This is a genomic window from Azohydromonas lata NBRC 102462 (genome assembly GCF_001571085.1).
Classification (GTDB): Bacteria; Pseudomonadota; Gammaproteobacteria; order Burkholderiales; family Burkholderiaceae_C; genus Azohydromonas; species Azohydromonas lata.
The window spans coordinates 19,728-36,886 of sequence record NZ_BCTC01000065.1; the positions used below are offsets into that span (position 1 = coordinate 19,728).

Here is a 17,159-nt window from a genome sequence, read left to right on the forward strand (position 1 = left end):
ATGCAAGCTTGAGCACAAACCGGTGCAAACAGCCTGCACTTGCTGTTGCGGTCGTTGTTGGAGACAAGAGCCATGCCTCGATTTTTCAGATCCCTGTTCGGCCAGGTGGTGCTGGCGCTGTGCGTCGGCGTGCTGCTGGGCCTGCTGGTGCCGGAGTTCGCCTTGAAGCTCAAGCCGTTGGGCGACGGCTTCATCAAGCTCATCAAGATGGTCATTCCGCTGCTGGTGTTCTGCGTGGTGGTGCACGGCATCGCCGGCGCGGGCGACCTCAAGCGCGTGGGCCGCGTGGGCGTGAAGGCGCTCATCTACTTCGAGGTCGTCACCACCATCGCGCTGGCGCTGGGCCTGCTGCTGGCCTTCGTGTTCCAGCCCGGCGTGGGCATGAACGTGGACCCCAAGGCGCTGGACGCCTCGGCCATGAGCGCCTATGCCGAGAACGCCAGCAAGCTCGAAAGCGGCGGCACGGTGGACTTCCTGATGAAGCTCATCCCGACCACCGTGGTGGGCGCCTTTGCCACCGGGGACGTGCTGCAGGTGCTGCTGTTCGCGGTGCTCTTCGGTTGCGCGCTCACCATGCTGGGTCAGCGCGGCGCGCTGGTGGCCGATCTCGTGGACACGCTCTCGCACGTGCTGTTCAAGATCATGGGCATCCTCATCCGCCTGGCCCCGTTGGGCGTGCTGGGCGCCATCGCCTTCACCGTGGGCAAGTACGGCATCGGCTCGCTCAAGCAGCTGGGCATGCTGGTGGCGCTGTTCTACGTGGCGGTGGCCATCTTCGTGGTGGGCATCCTGGGCGGCATCCTGCGCCTGGCGGGCTTCAACATCTTCAAGCTGCTGCGCTACCTGCGCGAGGAGCTGATGGTGGTGCTGGCCACCACCTCCAGCGACAGCGTGCTGCCGCAGATCATGGCCAAGCTGCGCCGCATGGGCGTGCGCGACTCCACGGTGGGCCTGGTCATCCCGACCGGCTACTCCTTCAACCTGGATGCGTTCTCCATCTACATCACGCTGGCGGCGGTGTTCATTGCGCAGGCGACCAACACGCCCATAGGCATGGCGGACCTGCTGACCATCCTGGCCATCTCGCTGGTCACGTCCAAGGGCGCGCACGGCGTGCCGGGCTCGGCCATCGTGGTGCTGGCGGCCACGCTGCACGCGGTGCCGGCCATTCCCGCCATCGGCCTGGTGCTGGTGCTGTCGGTGGACTGGTTCATGGGCATTGCGCGGGCGCTGGGCAACCTCATCGGCAACTGCGTGGCCACCGTGGCCGTGGCGGCCTGGGAAGGCGACATTGACCGCGAGCGGGCGCACGCCGTGCTCGACGGCCGCGTGCCCACCGAGGAAACCATCGCCAATGCCGACGAGGACACCCCCCCGGCCGCCGCCGCCCCGGCGCTGGCGCGCACCGGCACGCTCAACGCCTGAGCACGCCCAAGCGTGCGCATGCCGCAAGGGGCACGGCCTTGCAAGAGGCCGATCCCTGGCGGTGCCTGAAGCCCCGCGGCCAGCCGATACAGTTACGCCCATGCCCACCCAAGTCGAAATTGCCCAGCGCGTCGTCGAGTCCATCCTGGCCCAGCGCCTCCTGCCCGGAGAGCGTTTGGGCGAGCAGGAGCTGGCGGACCTCTTCGGCGTGAGCCGCACGCTGGTGCGCGAGGCGCTGATGCAGTTGCAGGCGCGCGGTTTCGTGGAGGTGCGCAGCCGCAAGGGCTGGTACGTGGTGGAGCCCTCGGCCGAGGAGGCGCGCGACGCCTTCGCCGCGCGCCGCGCCGTGGAGTCCGGGTTGCTGGCCCAGGCGGGCCAGGCGCTGCAGGGCCAGCCGCTGCAGACGGCCATCGCCCGCATGCGCCAGCACCTGGCGCAGGAGCGCGCGGCCATAGACCAGTCTGACCCCGCCACGCGCGCCTTCATGCTGGCCGACTTCCACGTCTGCCTGGCCGAATGCCTGGGCCACCGCGTGCTGGCCGACATGCTGCGCGACCTCACGGCCCGCACCACGCTGGTGGCCACGCTCTACCAATCCACGCACGATGCGCGCGAGTCCTGCGAGGACCACGCGCGCATCGTCGAGGCCATAGAAGCGGGCGACTTCCCGCGCGCCACCGCGCTGATGCTGGATCACATCGGCAACGTGGAGGACGCGCTGGGCCAGTCCGCCGCCACGGCCGACGCCAAGGAGCGGCTGCGCGCGTCGCTGGCGCCGCTGGCCGCGGCGCGGACGACGGCGGCCTGAACCCGAGGCGCCTCCCGGCGCCTGCAGGGCCTCAGTGCAGCGCCGACAGGAACTGCTTGAGCTCCGGCGTCTGCGGGTTGCCGAACAGCGCCGCCGGCGGGCCCATTTCATGGATGCGCCCGGCGTGCATGAACACCACGCGGTCGCTGACCTTGCGCGCGAAACCCATCTCGTGCGTGACCATGAGCAGCGTCATGCCCTCGTCGGCCAGGCGCTCCACGACCTTGAGCACCTCGCCCACCAGCTCCGGGTCCAGCGCGGAAGTGATCTCGTCGCACAGCATCACGCTGGGCTCCATGGCCAGCGCCCGCGCAATGGCCACGCGCTGCTGCTGGCCGCCGGAGAGCTGGTCGGGCCACGCCTCGAACTTGTCGGCCAGGCCCACGCGCTCCAGCAAGCGCCGCGCATGCGCCTCGGCCTCGGCCGCACCGCGCTGTTTTACGAGCGTGGGCGCCAGCATCACGTTGCGCCCAACCGTCAGGTGCGGGAACAAGTTGAAATTCTGGAAGATCATGCCCACGTGCTGGCGCAGCGCGCGCATGGCCTGGGCGTCGCCGTGGCGCAGCGGCTGGCCGTCCACCTCCAGGCTGCCGTCCTGGAAGGTCTCCAGGCCGTTGATGCAGCGCAGCAGCGTGCTCTTGCCGGAGCCGCTCTTGCCGATGATGCACACCACCTCGCCGCGCTGCACCTGCAGGTCTATGCCCTTGAGCACCTCGTTGCTGCCGAAACGTTTGCGCAGCGCGTGGACGTTGACGATGGGTGAGGAAGAAGATGCGGCGGCAGGCGCCGCCGCAGCCGCCACGGCGGGGGCGGTCAAAGACTCAATGGACACGGGCCAGTTTCCTTTCCAGGCGGCGGCTCCAGGCCGACAGCGGCCAGCACAGCACGAAGTAGAGAAGGGCTACGCAGGCGTAGACCGTGAAGGGGCGGAAGGTGGTGTTGGTGATCATGGTGCCGGCCTTGGTCAGCTCGATGAAGCCGATGACGGAGGCCAGCGCCGTGCCCTTGATGATCTGCACCGAGAAACCCACCGTGGGCGCGATGGCGATGCGCAGCGCCTGCGGGCCGATGACGTGGCGCAGCTTCTCGCTGAAGGAAAGCGCCAGGCTGTCCGCCGCCTCCCACTGCCCCTTGGGAATGGCGTTGACGCAGCCGCGCCAGATTTCGCTGAGGAAGGCGCTGCCGTACAGCGTGAGCGCCGCGCCCGCGGCCACGAAGGCCGGCACGTTGAGGCCCAGCAGCGCCAGGCCGAAGTAGGCCAGGAACAGTTGCATGAGCAGCGGCGTGCCCTGGAAGAGCTGCACGTACACGGCCACGGCGCGCTCCGCCCAGGGCCGGCGCGTCAGGCGCAGCGCCAGCAGCGCCAGGCCCAGCAGCCCGCCGCCGACGAAGGCCATGAGCGACAGCGCCACCGTCCAGCGCGCGGCCAGCAGCAGGTTGCGCAGGATGTCCCACAAGGAAAATTCCACCATGTCAGCGCCCCGCTTGCGGTGTACGGCCAAAGATCCAGCGCGGGCCGATGTGGTTGAGCACTTGCCGCAACAGCACCGCCAGCAGCAGGTACAGCGCCGTGGCGACGATGAAGGATTCGAAGGCGCGGAAGTTGCGGCTTTGAATCAGGTTGGCCGTGTAGCTCAGCTCCTGCGCGGCGATCTGCCCGCACACGGCCGAGCCCAGCATCACGATCACGATCTGGCTGACCATGGCCGGCCACACCCGGCCCAGCGCCGGCGGCATGACCACGCGCAGGAAGACCTGCGCCTCCGTCAGCGCCAGGCTGCGCGCGGCTTCGATCTGGCCGCGCGGCGTGGCTTCCATGCCCGCGCGGGCGATCTCCGCCGCGTAGGCGCCCAGGTTGAGCACCATGGCGATGACGGAAGCCACCTCCGGCGTGAGCTTCACTCCCAGGCTGGGCAGGCCGAAGAACACGAAGAAGAGCTGGACGATGAAGGGCGTGTTGCGTATGAGCTCCACGTAGGCGCCCGCGATGGGGCGCAGCCACGCCGGCCCCCAGGCGCGCGCCCAGCCGCAGGCCACGCCCAGCGCCAAGCCCAGCGCCGCGGCCACGGCGCTCAGGGCCAGCGTCAGCGCCGCGCCCTGCAGCAGCAGCGGCCAGTAGGCCAGCACGTCGGCGAATTCGAGCTTCATCGCGCCGGCTCAGTTGGGCAGGTCGCCGGCCGGGCGGCCCAGCCACTTCACGGCCATGCGGTCGAGCTCGCCGCTGGCCTTGGCCGCCGCGATGATCTCGTTGACCTTGGCACGCAGCTTGTCGTCGCCCTTGGCCAGGCCTATGAAGTTGGGCGAGTCCTTCAGCACGAACTTGAACTCGGTGCCCAACTGCGGGTTGCGCGCCATCATGTTGCCCGCCACCGAGGCGCCGGTGGCCACCACCTGCACCTGGCCGGAGACGAAGGCGGCGATGGTGGCGTTGTTGTCCTCGAAGCGCTTGATGTCCGTGCTGCCCGGGGCGATCTTGCTGAGCTCGATGTCCTCGATCGCGCCGCGCGTCACGCCCACGCTCTTGCCCGCCAGGTCCGCCGCGCTCTTGACCGGCAGCGACTTGGGTGCGAACACGGCCTGGAAGAAGGGCGAGTAGGCCGCGGTGAAGTCGATCACCTTCTCCCGCTCCGGGTTCTTGCCCAAGGTGGAGATGACCAGGTCCACCTTCTTGGTCTGCAGGTAGGGGATGCGGTTGGCGCTGCTCACCGGCACCAGCTCGGCCTTCACGCCCAGCCTGGCGGCAATGAGCTGCGCCATGTCCACGTCCAGCCCACGGGGCACCATGTCGGTGCCCACGAAACCGTAAGGGGCGTAGTCGGTAGGCACGGCGATGTTGATGCTCTTGCGGGCGAGCACCTCGTCCAGCGCGCTTTGGGCGTGGGCTCCGGCGGCGATCACGAGGCTCACGGCGCCCAGGGCGCGGGCGAATTGGCGGCGGTTCATGGCGGCTTTCCTTTGGGGTCGGTGAGGGTCGGCGGAAAGAAGCGCGCGGTGTGCACCGGCCTGGTGCAAAAGTGCGTGCTTCATCTCCATGCAAGCCTTGTATGCAAGGCATATGCCAATCGTCCGGCGTCTTATGCAGGGAATGCGCCGCCCTCAAACGGCCGCGGCCCGCCGGGGAGCCGGCGGGCCGCGGGGTGGGCGGTGAGCGCTTGGCGCTGAGCCGTGAGCCGTGAGCGCTCGGCGTCAGCCGTGAAGGCGCGCCGTGCCGGCGCCGCCCGTCAGTTGGCCTGGCACTCCGGGCGCGAGCAGCGTCCGTACAGCGCGAGCACGTGCTCGCGCAGCTCGAACCCGCGCTCGCGGGCGATGGCGTGCTGCCGCTGCTCGATCTCGGCGTCCACGAACTCCTCGATGCGCCCGCAGGCCACGCACACCAAATGGTCGTGGTGCTTGCCGTGGTCCACCTCGAACACGGCGCGGCCGCCTTCGAACTGCGTGCGCTTGAGCAGCCCGGCCTGCTCGAACTGCGCCAGCACCCGGTAGACGGTGGCCAGGCCGATGTCGGCGTCCTCGGCGATCAGGTGGCGGTAGATGTCTTCCGCGCTGAGGTGCGAGGCCGTTTCGCGCTGGAACACCTCCAGCACCTTCAGGCGGGGCAGGGTGGCCTTGAGCCCGCTGGTCTGCAGCTCGGCGATGTGGTCGTTGCGGGATTTGGTCATGGGTGCTTCGTGTGGAACCGGGGTCAGGCCTGGGCGGCGAGTTGGCTCAGGAGGCTGCGCCACTCGCCGCGCTCGCTGCCCTCGGCGTCGGTCTCGGCGCTGATGCTGGCGATGGGCTCGCCGGCGGCGTCCAGCAGCACCAACGCATGTCGCGTGCCATTGGGCGTTGGGCGGCGCAGCAGCCAGGTTTGGGCGATGGCGTCGGCGCGCAGGCGCAGGCCGTGGCCGGCGCCGCGGGCGTGCAGCCAGGGGCCGTCCAGCCGCACGTCCTGCAGCGCGCCGCTGCGGCTCAGGCGCCCGCCGCGGCTTTCCACGCGCAGCGTCAGCGGCACGCCGCTGTGCGCGGCGCCGGCCAGCACCTGGTGCGTGCTGGCGTTGGGCAGCCGCGTCGCCGTGCCGCCTTCACCGGCCACGGCGCTGTCGAACGCGGCCACGGCCATGCGGCGAGGCGCAGCGGCCGGCTTCTTCACCGGGATCACCAGCCCCGGCGCGAGCTGCCAGCTGGAGAAGCTCTCCACGATGTCCAGGAAAGCCTCCACCCGGCTGCCTTCCAACAGCACGACTTCCGCCACCGACTGGCCGTAGAGGTCGAAGAACTGCAGGCTGCGTTCCACGCGGCCGTCGGCCCCGCGCTCCTCGATGGCGAAGCCGTGGGCCCAGGCGCCGGCCGCGGCAGCGTCGGCCAGGCAGGTGCAGGCCGGTGCGTCGCCCGCGGCCTGCTCGCAGCGGCGGGTGAGCTCCTGCGCCGCGCTGGTGTTCTCCAGCCGGCACCAGCGGTTGCCCGTGATGCTGCGCACCACGCCCAAGGCCGGCAGCGCGGCGGCGATGCGGCGCCATTGCGGCAGCAGGTGGCGTGCGCTCAGCGAGGACAGCGCCGGCTGGAACAGCCCGGCATGCGCGGCGATCAACTCGCCCTCGGTGACGCCCAGCGCCAGCGCGACGTCGCCCCGGCGCGCCTGCGGCTGCGCTGCGCGCTCGTGTGCATAAGCTGCGCGCAGGCCCGGCGAGCGCAGCGCGCGCCGGCGCACCAGGCTCGGCAGGGCGCGCACCTGCGATGCGGGCGTTCCGGCCGGCGCGTGCCGGCGCGGCGACGCGCTGCGCTCGGTGGCGCCCGTCGTCGGCGGCAGGGGCCGTGCCTCGGCCCGCTTGTCTGTCGCAGCCATGTCGATAGCTCTTCCATTGCAGGGGACCGCCACGGCGGCGGACTGTCGGCCTCTACTTTAATGAGAATGACTCGCATTTGCAATGCTTGCTGAAGCCTTACGGGCTTGTGCCAAATTGCCACTTTCGGCGCCCGCGCGGTACAGGTGAGCCGCTCCCCGATGGACAAGGCTGCGGTGGCGGCCGAGCATCGCGGCGCTCGGCGAGGACGTTGTTCGAAAACGAAACAGGGTGGAGCTGTCCGGTAGGGGGACGCGTCGCTTGCCGCCAGGAGATCACGTGTCACGACGGTCGAACGCCACCTTCATGTCCACCCCGGCCGAACGAGCCCTGGGGGGCTTGATACGAGACTCGCACGAGCGCTGCCTTGCGCAGGGTCTCACCCGCATCGCGCGCGCGGATGCCGCCGCCCAGGAGAGCCTGGACCCGGCCGCGGCGCGCGAGCGCAGCCGCCGCCTGCTGGCGCTGGTGGCGCCGGCGATGGAGATGCTGTCGCGCCAGACGGCCGGCACGCACACCCTGCTGGTGCTGGCGGACGCCCGCGGCACGGTGCTGCAGTGCGAGGGCGATGTGCCGGCCCTGGCGCGCGGCGCCGAGGCGGGCCTGGTGCCCGGCGCCCCTTGGGCCGAGCCCGCCCGCGGCACCAATGCCATCGGCACGGCGCTGGTGGCGGAGCGGCCGGTGCTGGTGCATGCGGACGAGCACTTCATGCACGCCTGCCACGGGCTCAGCGGCGCGGCGGCCCCCGTGTTCGACCTGCGCCAGAACCTGTTGGGCGTGCTGTGCCTGTACGGCGACCGCCATGTCCGCCAGGAGCATGCCGCGGGCTTGCTGGACGTGGCCGCGCGCATGGCGGAGAACCTGGCCTGCGCCGAGCACGGCGCCGACCGCGTGCGGCTGCACTTCCATGCCCGCCCCGAATTCATAGGCACGCTGCTCGAAGGCATCGTGGCCGTGGGCCTGGACGGCCGGCTGTTGGGCGCCAACCGCAGCGCGCTGGAGCAACTGGGCCTGAGCGGCATGGCGCTGCGCAACCAGACGCTGCCGGCGCTGTTCGGCGTGGGCATCTCGGCCCTGGCCGAGCAGGTGCGTGCCGCGCTGGCACTGCCCATGACGCTCAGGCTGCGCGACGGGCGGCCTTTGCACGTCAGCGTGCGCATGGACTGGGCCACGCTGGCCGCGCTCACGCGCCCCGAGGCGCCGGCGGCCGCGGCGGGGGGCGAAAGCGGCGCCGCCGCGCTGCCCTGGACGCCCGCGGGCCTGTGCGCGCTGCAGACCGGCGACGTGCAGATCGAGGCCGTGGTGCAGAAGGTGCGCCGCGTCGTCAACCGCGACATCCCGCTGCTCATCCTGGGCGAGACGGGCACCGGCAAGGAGTTGCTCGCGCGCGCGGTGCACCTGGAGTCCCGCCGCGCCGCCCAGGCCTTCGTGGCCGTCAACTGCGCGAGCATCCCCGAGGCGCTGATCGAGGCCGAGCTCTTCGGCTACGAGGAGGGCGCCTTCACCGGCGCGCGGCGCAAGGGCGCCAGCGGGCGCATCGCGCAGGCCCACGGCGGCACGCTGTTCCTGGACGAGATCGGCGACATGCCGCTGCCGCTGCAGGCGCGGCTGCTGCGCGTGCTGCAGGAGCGCCGCGTCATGCCCTTGGGCGGCGGCAAGGCCCTGGAGGTGGACATCGCCGTCATCGGCGCCACGCACCGCAACCTGCGCGGGATGATCCAGCGCGGCGAGTTCCGAGAAGACCTGTACTACCGCCTGAACGGCCTGGTGCTGCGGCTGCCGCCGCTGCGCGAGCGCAGCGACCTGGCGCTGGTGGCGCAGCGCATCCTGGCCCACGAGTGCCCGCGCGGCGCGCCGCGCATCAGTGCCGAGGTCATGTCGCTGTTCGAGCGCTGCCACTGGCCGGGCAACGTCCGCCAGCTCGCCAACGTGCTGCGCGCCGCCGCCGTCATGGCCGCCGGCGAGCCGCAGATCACCCGCGAGCACCTGGCCGACGATTTCCTGGACGAGTTTCAAGCGCAGCCGGCCAGGCCGGCGCCGCTGCCTGGGGCGTCGGCAACGCCGTTTGCACTGGCCGACGCTTCCACGGCGGCCGCGGCGCCAGAGGCTGGCGGCGCGCTGCTGCGGCCTGCGCTGTCCGCGCCCGCCGCGTGCGACCATGCCGGCGGCTGCGAACCGTCCGCGCCCGCCGGGGCGATGACCATGCACGAGCAGGAAATACGGCTGATAGAAGCGGCGCTGGCCGCGGCCGGAGGCAACATCTCGGCCGCTTCCAAGCGGCTGGGCATCAGCCGCAACACCATTTACCGCAAGCTGCGTTGGAACACCCCGGCCAGCGGCATCCACTGACAGGGCCGGCGTCGCGGCGCGCCGGCCGGCCACCGCGACCCCGACCATGACTGCTCCCATCGACGAGGAAATCACCTTCCGCAAGCTGGCCGTGCTGCTGGCCTTCATGGAGACGGGCAACCTCTCCCGCGCCGCCGAGCGGCTGGACACCAGCGCCGTGAGCGTGCACCGCGCGCTGCACTCGCTGGAAGCCGGGCTGCGCTGCACGCTGTTCCGCCACGAGGGCCGCAACCTGCTGCCCACGCCCGCGGCGCAGGTGCTGGCCGACGCGGCGCAGCAGGTTTTGAAAGGCATGGCCGAGGGCATACGCGCCACGCGCGAGGCCGCCGGCTACGGGGCCGACCGCATCCGCCTGGGCTCGCTCTTCTCTTTGACCAGCCGCACCGTGCCCACGCTGGTGGTGGGCCTCAAGCAGCGCAAGCCGGCGCTGCAGACCGAGCTGGTGCTGGGCTCCAACGCCGACCTGCTTCAGAAGCTGCGCGACGGCGCCATAGACGCCGCCTTCATGGGCCTGCCCGCCAGCGCGCCGGACCTGGAGGTGGAGCCGCTGTTCGAGGACGTGCTGTGCTTCGCCGCCCCCTCCACCTCGCCCTACGCACGCATGGCCGAAGTGGACCTGGGCGCCTGCGCCGAGGAGCGCTTCGTGAGCCTCAGCGAGGGCTTCATCACCTCCTCCGGCTTCGTGGAGGCCTTTCGTGCCGCCGGCTTCCAGCCCAACGTGGTGATGCAGACCGGCGACATCTTCTCCCTCATGAACCTGGTGCACGGCGGCGTGGGCTACACGCTGCTGCCCTCGCGCGTGCGCCGCGCGCTGCCCGCGGGCGTGGAGTTGATACCGCTGACCGAGCGCTACCGCCTGCGCCAGACCATCGCCATGCACTTCCTGCGCACGCGCGAGCGCGATCCGAACCTGCTCACGCTGCTGGCGGTGTGCAGGTCGGCCAAGGCGCAATTGGTCTGATTTCGGGGCCCGGCGGCCCACCGATTCACCACCGTTACGCCAACCGTAAAGATTTGACGCACAGCGTCATTGATGTCCCTGCGCGGGCTTCCTAACTTGTCTTCACAACAACCTGGCGGCCACGGCCGCCAATGACGGAGACAAAACCATGGCCCATCGTCCGGGCGCGCGCGCCCATCGCGGCAGCGCCTCCCATGCCCTTTCCCAGGCGTTTCGCCGCCGCCAGGTGCTCGCCCTGGGCGCCCTGGCGCTGACCGGCGCCGGGCTCTCAGTCCTTTCCGGCCCAACGCAGGCCCAGGCCTGGCCGACGAAACCGGTGACGGTCATCGTGCCCTTCCCGGCCGGGGGCGGCACCGATTCCTTCGCCCGCCCGCTGTTCGCGGCGCTGTCCAGGCAGCTTGGGCAGCAGGTCATCATCGACAACAAGGGCGGCGCCGGCGGCAACGTGGGCGCGACGCTGGCGGCCAAGGCCGCGCCGGACGGCTACACGTGGTTCATGGGCGGCGTGCACCACGCCATCGCCCCGGCCATCTACCCCAAGCTGGACTACAGCCTGGAGCGCGACTTCGTTCCCGTCGCGCTGCTGGCCAGCGTGCCGCAGGTCATCATCGTCAACGCCAAGCGCGTGCCCGCCAACACGCTGCAGGAGTTCCTGGCCTACGTGAAGGCCAACCCCGGCAAGGTGAACTTCGGCTCGGCCGGCAACGGCACCTCGCACCACCTGGCCGGCGAGCTGTTCAAGCTGCAGACCGGCGCGCAGCTCGTCCACGTGCCCTACCGCGGCGCCGGCCCCGCGCTGCAGGACGTGATGGCCGGGCAGATCGACATGATGTTCGACGGCCTGGGCTCCTCCGCCTCGCACATCAAGGGCGGCCGCGTGAAGGCCCTGGCCGTGGCCGGCGACAAGCGCGCCCCCGGCTTCCCGGAAATCCCCACCGCCGCCGAAAGCGGCGTGCCCACCTACCAGGTCGCCACCTGGTACGGCCTGTGGGCGCCCAAGGGCACGCCGCAAGCCGCCATAGACCGCATGACCGCCGACCTCGCCAAGGTGTTCGCCACCAAGGAGATGAAGGAGAGCTGGAACGGCCTGGGCGCCGACACGCCCACGCTCACCGGCAAGGCCTTCCACGACTTCGTGCAGGCGGAAACGAAACGCTGGGGCGAGGTGGTCAAGGCCGCCAACGTCAAGCTGGATTGATGCGCCTGCGTCGCCACCGTTTCGCCGGGAGTGAACGTCCAGCCTTCTGAAAACTCCCCGGCGCGCCGCGGCCGGCGGGCCGGCCGTGCGGCTTTTCCCTTCAACGCCCTCGGCAGCGCGGCTGCCGAGGGCGTTTTGCTGGTCACTGGCCTGGCCCGCCTGGGACTGGGTCGGCCTGCTGATGTTTACGGCCGTCGTAACGATCCGACGGCCAGCTTCATTGTTCCAACGCCCTCTGGCTTCTACCTTTGCACCCAGAAATCAATACGGCTGAAGCCGAACTTCTGGAGACAAGGCATGAACCCTCATTGGCTTTCGATAGCGCCGCTGGGCGCGATGTTCGTGGTGGCCACCGCGCTGCCCATCAACATGGGCGTGCTCGCCTTCGTGGGCGCCTTCCTGGTCGGCACGCTGGTGGCGGGCATGCCGGCCAAGGCCATCCTGGGCGGCTTCCCGGCCGACCTGTTCCTCACGCTGGCCGGCATCACCTACCTGTTCGCGCTGGCGCAGAACAACGGGACCATCGACTGGCTGGTGGGCCTGGCGGTGCGCGCGGTGCGCGGGCGCATCGCGGCCATTCCCTGGATCATGTTCCTCATCGCCGCGGGCCTCACCGCGGTGGGCGCCGTGAGCCCGGCGGCCGTGGCCATCATCGCGCCCATCGCGCTGGGCTTCGCGGCGCGCCACGGCATCAATCCGCTGATGATGGGCCTGCTGGTCATTCACGGCGCGCAGGCCGGCGGCTTCTCGCCCATCAGCATCTACGGCGGCATCACCAACAAGATCGTCGCCAAGGCCGGTCTGCCGCTGAGCGAGATGGCCACCATGCTGGCGAGCTTCGGCATCAACTTCGCCGTCGCCGTGGGCCTGTTCGTCTGCATGGGCGGCCTGAAGCTGATGCAGAAGAAGCCCTCCGGCTTCGGCAACTCGCTGCTGGACGACATCCCGCACACCACCCACGCCCAATCCGGCGCGCAGGTGTTCGGCGACGCCGAGGCCGAGGCCGTCGGCGAGGCCCGCCGCACCGCGCAGGGCCAGTCGACGCTCATCCAGGACGACGGCCGCCCGCAGGGCCAGGGCGGCCGCATCTACCAGGTCATCACGGCCCTGGGCCTGCTGGCGCTGGCCGTGCTCACGCTGGTCTACAAGCTCGACATCGGCTTCGTCTCCATCAGCATCGGCCTGCTGCTGAGCCTGCTGCAGCCCAACCTGCAAAAGGCGGCGCTGGGCCAGGTGTCCTGGCCGGAAATCATGCTCATCGTGGGCGTGAGCACCTACGTGGCCGTGATGGAGAAGATGGGCACCATCGCCTGGGTGGGCGACAGCGTGGCCGCCTTCAGCTCGCCGCTCACGGCCGCGCTGCTGCTGTGCGTGGTCGGCGCCATCGTCTCCGCCTTCGCCTCCTCCACCGCGGTGCTGGGCTCGCTCATCCCGCTGGCCGTGCCCTTCCTGCAGGGCGACGCCGGCGTGGGCGCCATCGGCTTCATCGCCGCCATGGCCGTGTCTTCCACCATCGTGGACGTCAGTCCCTTCTCCACCAACGGCGCGCTCGTCCTGGCCAACGCCAAGGGCGTCAACCGCGAGCGCTTCTTCCGCCAGCTCCTCATCTACGGCGGCGCCGTCACGCTCATCGCCCCCGTGGTGGTGTGGCTGCTCTTCGTCGTCCTGTGACGCGAGCGCGGCGCCGGCTTCCCCTTCAACGCTTCATTCACCCCTGCACACCATGACCACAAGGAACTGGACCACGCGGGCCGACAACCGCGCCGCGCGCCTGGCGCGCGCCGCGCAGGCCCTGGGCTCCCAACTGCGCGGCAAGGTGGCGGATGCCGCCGCCATCACCGAGCTGCTCGAAGCCGTCATCGAGCCCAAGGACCGCGTCTGCCTCGAAGGCAACAACCAGAAGCAGGCCGACTTCCTGGCCCAGGCCCTGGTGCAGCTCAACCCCGAGCGCGTGCACGGCCTGCACATGGTGCAGTCGGTGCTGGCGCTGCCCGAGCACCTGGACGTTTTTGACAACGGCATCGCCGCAAGGCTGGATTTCAGTTTTTCAGGCCCCCAAGGGGCGCGCCTGGCCAAGCTGGTGTCCGAAGGCCGCATCGAGATCGGTGCCATCCACACCTATTTGGAGCTGTTCTCGCGCTACTTCGTGGACCTCACGCCGCAGGTGGCGCTGGTGGCGGCGCAGGCGGCCGACGCGCAGGGCAACCTCTACACGGGGCCCAACACCGAGGACACGCCCGCCATCGTCGAGGCCACGGCCTTCTCCGGCGGCATCGTCATCGCGCAGGTCAATGAGCTGGTCGATGGCGCCACCACCACGCTGCCGCGCGTGGACATCCCGGCCGACTGGGTCAGCTTCGTGGTGAAGGCGCCGCGGCCCAATTTCATCGAACCCCTCTTCACCCGCGACCCGGCGCAGATCAGCGAAATCCAGGTGCTCATGGCCATGATGGCCATCAAGGGCATCTACGCCGAGTACGGCGTGCAGCGCCTGAACCACGGCATCGGCTTCGACACGGCGGCCATCGAGCTGCTGCTGCCCACCTACGCCGAGTCGCTGGGCCTCAAGGGCAAGATCTGCAAGCACTGGGCGCTCAACCCGCACCCGGCGCTCATCCCGGCCATCGAGGCCGGCTGGGTGCAGTCCATCCACTCCTTCGGCTCCGAGCTGGGCATGGAGGACTACATCCGCGCCCGCTCCGACGTCTTCTTCACCGGCCCGGACGGTTCCCTGCGCAGCAACCGCGCCTTCAGCCAGGCCGCGGGCCACTACGCCTGCGACCTCTTCATCGGCTCCACGCTGCAGATGGACCTGGACGGCAACAGCTCCACCGCCACGCTGGGACGCATCGCCGGCTTCGGCGGCGCGCCCAACATGGGGGCGGACGCGCGCGGACGCCGCCACGTCAGCCCGGCGTGGCTGCGCGCCGGGCAGGAGGCCCGCGCCGGCCGCGGCGGCGCCGCCGGCACGCCACGCGGCCAGAAGCTGGTGGTGCAGATGGTGGAGACCTTCCGCGAGCACATGCAGCCGGCCTTCGTGGACAGGCTGGACGCCTGGCAGCTCGCCGAGCAGTCCGGCATGGAGCTGCCGCCCATCATGATTTACGGCGAGGACGTCACCCACATCCTCACCGAGGAAGGCATCGCCAACCTGCTGCTGTGCCGCAGCGACGAGGAGCGCGAGCAGGCCATCCGCGGCGTGGCCGGCTACACGGCCGTGGGCCGCGGGCGCGACAAGCGCATGGTGGAAAACCTGCGCGACCGCGGCGTGATCCGCCGCCCCGCCGACCTCGGCATAGACCCCCGCGACGCGACGCGCAACTTGCTGGCGGCGCGCTCCATGCGCGACCTCGTGCGCGCCTCCGGCGGCCTCTACCAGCCGCCCAAGCGCTTCCGCAACTGGTAAAGGACGACTCCCCATGAGCAGCCACGCAGGCATCGAAACCCTAGATTTCCACTTCCAAGGCTTCCGCCCGGCCGGCGCGTTCGCGCCCGTGCTGGTCGGCGTGGTGGGCTCCGGCAACCTGGAGGTGATGCTGGAACCCGCCGCCGGCAACCAGTGCAGCGTGCACGTCGAGACCTCGGCGCGCGGCTTCGGCAGCACCTGGCAGGCCGTGCTGGAAGATTTCCACCAGCGCCACCCGCTGGCCGGGGTGCGCCTCTCCATCAACGACATGGGCGCCACGCCCGCGGTCGTCGGCCTGCGCCTGGACCAGGCCGTGGCCGAGCTGCCGCTGCAAGGAAACCAGCCATGACCGCCATGACCACCCCCATCAGCTGGGCCGAATGTTCCGCGCGCGAGCGCCTGGCGCGCCTGCTCGATGCCGGCTCCTTCCACGAATGGCTGCCCCCGGCCGAGCGCGTGAGCAGCCCGCACCTGGCGCAGTTGGGCGTGCCCTCGGCCTTTGACGACGGCGTGGCCGTGGGCCGCGCCACCTTGGGCGGGCGCCCCGTGTTCGTCGCCGCGCAGGAAGGCGCCTTCACGGGCGGCGGCGTGGGCGAGGTGCACGGCGCCAAGCTCGTTGGGCTGCTGCGGCGCGCGTTGCGCGACCGGCCGGACGCCGTGCTGCTGCTGGCCGACTCCGGCGGCGTGCGGCTGCACGAGGCCAACGCGGGGCTGATCGCCGTCTCCGAGGTCATGCGCGCCGTGCTGGACGTGCGTGCCGCCGGCATTCCCGTGATCACGCTCATCGGCAGCGCCAACGGCTGCTTCGGCGGCATGGGCATCGTGGCGCGCTGCACCGACTTCATCGTCATGAGCGACGTGGGCCGCCTGGCCATGTCCGGCCCCGAGGTGATCGAAGCCTCCCACGGCGTGGAGGAGTTCGACGCCCGCGACCGCGCCCTGGTGTGGCGCACCACGGGCGGCAAGCACCGCTGGCTCAGCGGCGACTGCGACGTGCTGGTGGAGGACGACGTGCACGCCTTCCGCGCCGCCGCCATCGCCGCGCTGGATGAGCGCCGCCCGGTGACGCTGGAATCGCTGCGGGCCGAGCACCTCCAACTGGCGCGGCGGCTGGAGCTGCTGCCCGCGGGCCTGGACGGCGACGAGGAGGCCGTCACGCTGTGGCGCAGCCTGGGGGTGCAGCAGGCCGAGCGCGTGCCGGCCCTGGACGTGGACGACGTGCTCGCGCTGCGCGCGGCCTGACGAGAGGAGTCTTTTCACATGCACTGGAACACCCTGGCCACGCGCCTCTTCGGCGAGCAGCACGGCATCACCGCCGACGGCGACTTCCTGCACGGCACGGCCACCTTCGACGGCGCCCCCGTCACCGTGGTGGGCACGACGGGCCACGCGCCCATAGGCGTGAAGCTGGCGCTGGCCCAGGCGCGCGTGGTGATGGACACGTTGGTGAACCACCCGGGCCGCGCCATCCTGCTGCTCATAGACACGCAGGGCCAGCAGCTGCGCCGCCGCGACGAGCTGCTGGGCATCAACCGCGCGATGGCGCACCTGGGCATGTGCGTGGACCTGGCCCGCCGCCGCGGCCACCGCGTCATCGGCCTGGTCTACGACCAGGCCCTGTCCGGCGGCTTCATCACCTCCGGCCTGATCGCCGACGCCTGCTACGCGCTGCCGGAAGCGGAGATCCGCGTCATGCGCATCCCGGCCATGGCGCGCATCACGAAGCTGGCGCCGGAGATGCTGGAGGCGCTGTCGATGACCAACCCCGTGTTCGCCCCCGGCGTGCAGAACTACGTGGCCATGGGCGGCGTGCGCGGGCTGTGGCGCGGCGACCTGGCGCAGGGCCTGCGCGACGCCCTGGCCCACACGCCCACCGAGGACACGCGCGCCGTGGACGGCGCCGAGCGGGGCGGGCGGCGGCTGGCGGCCTCGGTGGTGCAGCGGGTGCTGGACGCGGCTTGAGCGCGGGCAGACGGGAGGGAAGGTGGATTCCAGGCAAGGCGCTGGTCATGCGGCGACCGTTACGGTGCGGGCCCCCATGAACCCGGTGTTAGACGGTCTAACACCTGCCGCCGTCTGGCGGCCGGTCCGCAGCGCTTTGCGAGCCGTCATCCCAGCAAGGGCGTGCTGCGCTGCAACGGGAAAACTGAAGGCGGTGCTTGCATCCCGTCAGTCAGGGCGCTTCGTCTCCC

At 70.7% G+C, this 17,159-nt stretch carries 16 protein-coding genes; 10 read left to right on the forward strand and 6 right to left on the reverse strand.

The genetic code is table 11. The annotated features are described in order from the left end of the window. Window positions 1-72 precede the first annotated feature (72 nt). Window positions 73-1,425, forward strand: coding sequence for a C4-dicarboxylate transporter DctA (locus ALA01S_RS20180; protein WP_066340137.1), 1,353 nt, complete (start codon window positions 73-75; stop codon window positions 1,423-1,425). 100 nt (window positions 1,426-1,525) lie between these two features. Beyond that, entirely contained in the window at window positions 1,526-2,233 is a 708-nt protein-coding gene (locus ALA01S_RS20185) for a GntR family transcriptional regulator (protein WP_066340140.1), read from the forward strand. Between the two features lie 31 nt (window positions 2,234-2,264). Here the strand turns inward: ALA01S_RS20185 and ALA01S_RS20190 are convergent, their stop codons facing one another. The 6 genes from ALA01S_RS20190 to ALA01S_RS20215 form a co-directional block, all read right to left on the reverse strand. Next, on the reverse strand, window positions 2,265-3,035 hold the full coding sequence (locus tag ALA01S_RS20190) for an amino acid ABC transporter ATP-binding protein (protein ID WP_066340196.1): 771 nt from the start codon (window positions 3,033-3,035) through the stop codon (window positions 2,265-2,267). Between the two features lie 19 nt (window positions 3,036-3,054). After that, complete coding sequence (locus ALA01S_RS20195) at window positions 3,055-3,705, reverse strand: amino acid ABC transporter permease (RefSeq protein WP_066340144.1); 651 nt, start codon at window positions 3,703-3,705, stop codon at window positions 3,055-3,057. Window position 3,706: 1 nt separating this feature from the next. Continuing rightward, the gene (locus ALA01S_RS20200; protein ID WP_066340149.1) at window positions 3,707-4,381 is read right to left on the reverse strand and encodes an amino acid ABC transporter permease; all 675 of its coding nucleotides are present in this window, start codon (window positions 4,379-4,381) and stop codon (window positions 3,707-3,709) included. A gap of 9 nt (window positions 4,382-4,390) precedes the next feature. Next, a complete protein-coding gene (locus ALA01S_RS20205) occupies window positions 4,391-5,176 on the reverse strand; it encodes a transporter substrate-binding domain-containing protein (RefSeq protein WP_066340154.1) in 786 nt (261 codons plus the stop codon). 278 nt (window positions 5,177-5,454) lie between these two features. Next, complete coding sequence (fur, locus tag ALA01S_RS20210; RefSeq protein ID WP_066340158.1) at window positions 5,455-5,892, reverse strand: ferric iron uptake transcriptional regulator; 438 nt, start codon at window positions 5,890-5,892, stop codon at window positions 5,455-5,457. A gap of 23 nt (window positions 5,893-5,915) precedes the next feature. Further along, entirely contained in the window at window positions 5,916-7,055 is a 1,140-nt protein-coding gene (locus ALA01S_RS20215) for a ChuX/HutX family heme-like substrate-binding protein (RefSeq protein WP_066340161.1), read from the reverse strand. Window positions 7,056-7,332: 277 nt separating this feature from the next. On the opposite strand from ALA01S_RS20215, the gene ALA01S_RS20220 reads away from it, so the two are divergent. From ALA01S_RS20220 to ALA01S_RS20255, 8 genes are all read left to right on the forward strand, one after another. Beyond that, window positions 7,333-9,402, forward strand: coding sequence for a sigma-54-dependent Fis family transcriptional regulator (locus tag ALA01S_RS20220; protein ID WP_238455868.1), 2,070 nt, complete (start codon window positions 7,333-7,335; stop codon window positions 9,400-9,402). A 46-nt stretch (window positions 9,403-9,448) separates the two neighbouring features. Continuing rightward, window positions 9,449-10,363, forward strand: a complete 915-nt coding sequence (locus ALA01S_RS20225; protein ID WP_066340166.1) for a LysR family transcriptional regulator — start codon at window positions 9,449-9,451, stop codon at window positions 10,361-10,363. A 148-nt stretch (window positions 10,364-10,511) separates the two neighbouring features. After that, on the forward strand, window positions 10,512-11,561 hold the full coding sequence (locus tag ALA01S_RS20230; RefSeq protein WP_084267753.1) for a Bug family tripartite tricarboxylate transporter substrate binding protein: 1,050 nt from the start codon (window positions 10,512-10,514) through the stop codon (window positions 11,559-11,561). A gap of 297 nt (window positions 11,562-11,858) precedes the next feature. Further along, window positions 11,859-13,232, forward strand: a complete 1,374-nt coding sequence (locus ALA01S_RS20235; protein WP_066340169.1) for an SLC13 family permease — start codon at window positions 11,859-11,861, stop codon at window positions 13,230-13,232. 52 nt (window positions 13,233-13,284) lie between these two features. Then, window positions 13,285-14,967, forward strand: coding sequence for a malonate decarboxylase subunit alpha (mdcA, locus tag ALA01S_RS20240; RefSeq protein WP_066340171.1), 1,683 nt, complete (start codon window positions 13,285-13,287; stop codon window positions 14,965-14,967). Between the two features lie 13 nt (window positions 14,968-14,980). After that, window positions 14,981-15,316 carry a malonate decarboxylase acyl carrier protein gene (gene mdcC / locus ALA01S_RS20245; RefSeq protein ID WP_066340172.1) on the forward strand — a complete coding sequence of 112 codons (336 nt, stop codon included), beginning with the start codon at window positions 14,981-14,983 and terminating at the stop codon, window positions 15,314-15,316. After that, a complete protein-coding gene (locus ALA01S_RS20250; RefSeq protein ID WP_238455869.1) occupies window positions 15,313-16,209 on the forward strand; it encodes a biotin-independent malonate decarboxylase subunit beta in 897 nt (298 codons plus the stop codon). Before mdcC ends, ALA01S_RS20250 begins: the two co-directional genes overlap by 4 nt. Before the next feature lie 18 nt (window positions 16,210-16,227). Further along, a complete protein-coding gene (locus tag ALA01S_RS20255; RefSeq protein WP_066340176.1) occupies window positions 16,228-16,929 on the forward strand; it encodes a biotin-independent malonate decarboxylase subunit gamma in 702 nt (233 codons plus the stop codon). Window positions 16,930-17,159 lie beyond the last annotated feature (230 nt).